Source organism: Synechococcus sp. H60.3 (assembly GCF_047462295.1).
In the GTDB taxonomy this organism is placed as follows: Bacteria; Cyanobacteriota; Cyanobacteriia; order Thermostichales; family Thermostichaceae; genus Thermostichus.
On record NZ_JANSIY010000180.1, the window covers coordinates 1 to 2,996 of the forward strand.

General features: G+C 57.5%; 3 protein-coding genes. 1 reads left to right on the forward strand and 2 read right to left on the reverse strand.

The annotated features are described in order from the left end of the window. The first annotated feature begins 639 nt into the window (after window positions 1-639). Window positions 640-1,146, forward strand: coding sequence for a hypothetical protein (locus NW841_RS12500; RefSeq protein WP_414365772.1), 507 nt, complete (start codon window positions 640-642; stop codon window positions 1,144-1,146). Window positions 1,147-1,197: 51 nt separating this feature from the next. Here NW841_RS12500 and mazG read toward each other — a convergent pair whose 3' ends face one another. Further along, window positions 1,198-2,298 (reverse strand): nucleoside triphosphate pyrophosphohydrolase, encoded by a 1,101-nt coding sequence (gene mazG, locus NW841_RS12505; RefSeq protein WP_414386683.1) that lies wholly within the window; start codon window positions 2,296-2,298, stop codon window positions 1,198-1,200. Continuing rightward, window positions 2,279-2,494: a DUF2949 domain-containing protein gene (locus tag NW841_RS12510; RefSeq protein WP_414371684.1), complete on the reverse strand. Its 216-nt coding sequence runs from the start codon at window positions 2,492-2,494 to the stop codon at window positions 2,279-2,281. The genes mazG and NW841_RS12510 overlap by 20 nt, the downstream gene beginning before the upstream one ends. Between the last annotated feature and the right edge of the window lie 502 nt (window positions 2,495-2,996).

Consider the following 2,996-nt stretch of genomic DNA (forward strand, 5'->3'; position numbering starts at 1 on the left):
AACAACTAAAAAGAGGTAACGGGGCGGGTGCAGTGCCTCAGTGTGAACGACTCCCGCCACTCCTCTTCGTTGAGCAAACACAACATGGCTTACGCCACGCTGCGTGAACCGATAGCGTACGGGCTTCACGCTTCCCAGACTTGTTGGTACAGAGGTCTCAGCGTGCTGCCACCGTGCCACCCACGGCGGGAAACTCTTCAGAGATTTAACTTGTGCTCCTCAATTGCAGCACGAACGGCTTTCATCCGGACACTGATTGGCTCCTGAGTCAACACAATTCACTCATACAGTGCAGGGCTTCCCGCCGATTAAGCTAAATCGAAGAAATAGCAACGATTGCCATTTTAGTTGGGTTTCAGACTTGGCTCTGCGCATTGGCGAAGCGGTTGCTAGGGATCCCCGCAGCCAGAGGCTCAGGTTGCAGCCTGTCTGGGGGGGCGGGGATTACCTAGATTGGGATCAAGACAACTGAGGATCTCGGCAGCCAGCTCAACCCAAGCCCAAGAGAACGCAGAGGGATCCCGACAGTTTCGATAGACTGTGAGAGGGACTGTGTAAAGAATTACTCCCTCAAGCTCTCTCTCTTCTTCTCTGGTGTGTTTCAGTCCTATTGCAGCGTGTGGTACTAACGTGGGTGCAATGGCCTTTTTCTCTCGCTATTCTTTCTTCTCTCCCGGTTGGAGGGGGGCGCTACGAGGTCAGTGGGGCTGGGCAGGGCTGTTGCTCATGGCTCTGCAGCTTGGGCAGCCCGCTGTGGCTCAGACAGAGACCCGAGTTTGGAGTGGCACCGGCCAGATCTTGAGCGGTCAGGGGCAGGGGGCGACGGTGCAACTGGTTCTGGAAACCGGTGGCGGACGCATTTGGACGCAGTCGGGGCCGGCGTTGGACGCGCCCTTTTCCGGCGGGCAGATTTCGGTTACCAGCGGCGACGGCACCTGGCAAATTCAATCGCAGGGGGATCAGTTGTTGGTGACCTTTTACCGCGGCGAGCAGATCATCCGCTGGCAACTGCGCCCCGTCGGCGAGGTTCCAGCCTCTCCTCCCTCTGGGCTATCCGGCTCCTTAAGCGGCGACACCTCCCAACCCGTGGCTCTGCCTGTGCAAGAGCTGGTTGTTCCCATCCAGAATTTGCCCAACAATCGCTGAGGGATCCCGCGGGCTGGTTTCCCAGTTTAGATAAATGGTTCAGAAAAGAGATTAGGGGTGCTCCTGCTTTGCCTGTTGCCAGAGGGCCTCTAACTCCGCGAGGGTGAGTCTTTGGAGAGGGAGCGGGGAGGCTTGGCCGCTGCCAGGTAACGCTGCTTCTGTTGGTTGCCGCGCCAGCTCTTCCATGCGCAAAAAACGGCGGGCAAAGCGCAGATTGGTCTGGGTCAAGGCCTGCGCGGCATCCAGCCCATACCAATGGCCCAAATTGACCAGAGCAAACAACAGATCCCCCAACTCGGCTTCCTGTCGCGCCGGGTCGGGGGGATCCCGTTCCAGCTCTTGGCGCAGTTCGGCCTCTTCCTCGCGGATCTTGGCCCAGATCCCCTCCACCGTCGGCCACTCAAATCCCGCTCCCACCACTTTTTGGCAGATCTTCAGGGCCGCCATCAGGGGGGGCAAACTTTCAGCGTAGTGGAGAAGTTTCTGGCCGAGGGTCTGCTGTGGCTGTTCCTTCTGCTTGATGTCTTCCCAGGAGCGGTGCAACTCAGAAAGGCTGGAAACATCTGACTGCGGAGCATCCTCAAACACATGGGGGTGACGGCGGATCAGCTTATCGGCAATCCGCGCGGCTACGGTTTCCAGGTCGAAGTGGTTTCGCTCGGCAAAGATCTGGGATTGCAACACCACCTGCAGCAACAGATCCCCTAGCTCTTCGACAATGGCCGCCGGATCCCCAGCCCGAATGGCCGCCACCGTCTCGTAGGCTTCTTCGAGGATATAGGGAGTCAGCGACTCGGGCGTTTGGGCGCGATCCCAAGGACAGCCGTCGGGGGCGCGCAACTGAGCCACTATTGCCGCCAAGCGGTTGAGGTGCTGTGCAGACGCGGAGCGCTCCAGATAAAGATGGGCAAAAGAGCCTGTGACCTGCGGATCCCAGCTTTGCAGCGTCAGGGGGCCGTCCACTACCTGCAAGTCTTCTGTGAGCAAGGTCAACGCTTGGCTGGGGGCGCAGAACTGCTGTAAAAAACGACGCAGCTCCGCCAGATCCTTCTTCCCGCAACTTTTCAGCAGCAGGGATCCCTGCCCAGCCGCAGACCAGCGGGCCAGATGCTGTTGCCAACCGGGCTGAAGGCTATCCAGCGTTTGTAGCATGGTCGTAGGTGCGGCCCAAATCCAGCAGGCGCCTGAGCTGCTCGAGATCGATGAAACTCAGCTCCAAAAGGATCATCAGCAACGGCCCTTGCTGGCGATGCTGCAGCTTTTTGGCCAAGCTCAGTTGGGAGCGGTCGATGATGCCTGCTTGCAACAGGTATTCTTCAAGGACAGGAGGGGGAATGGGATCTAGCATAGTCGTTTCACGGCGCTGAGAAGGACAAGTGGAAAAACTGAGAGGATGACCAACTAATGTAATCATTCTTAACACTCTTACAGAGCTTCCGCAAAGATCTGGCCGGCAACTGAGCCAAGAGGCGGCAAGCCGGGTTTTCTGAGCGCAGCTCTGCTAAGCGATCCCTCCCGTTACCGGGACAGATGGGATCTCTGTATCCAAGAGCACAAAAAATGGAGTCAGTGAGGTCAATGTATAATAGCAGGTTTGCTGCCGATTGACAGTGCCCTGAGAGGCCGATGCTCTTCCCCTAGCGCAGGGTAGCTCGGGTATAGAGCGATGTTACCTTTTTATCCTGCCGACTCCAGCTATTGGATAAAAATCTTGCTAACAATGTAACCATCCCGTCCGGGTTGAGGTTGACCCATCTGCTATTCTCCAGTTCCGATGAACTACCCCACCGCGCAGGCGGGTGGGGTTTCCTCACCCGCTTGACAGCAGAGCTTTTGTCTCTTCTTCTGCC

Coding starts and splice junctions, on each gene's coding strand:
- NW841_RS12500 (WP_414365772.1), top strand. CDS start 640: ATGGCCTTTTTCTCTCGCTATTCTTTCTTCTCTCCCGGTTGGAGGGGG.
- NW841_RS12510 (WP_414371684.1), bottom strand. CDS start 2,494: ATGCTAGATCCCATTCCCCCTCCTGTCCTTGAAGAATACCTGTTGCAA.
- mazG (WP_414386683.1), bottom strand. CDS start 2,298: ATGCTACAAACGCTGGATAGCCTTCAGCCCGGTTGGCAACAGCATCTG.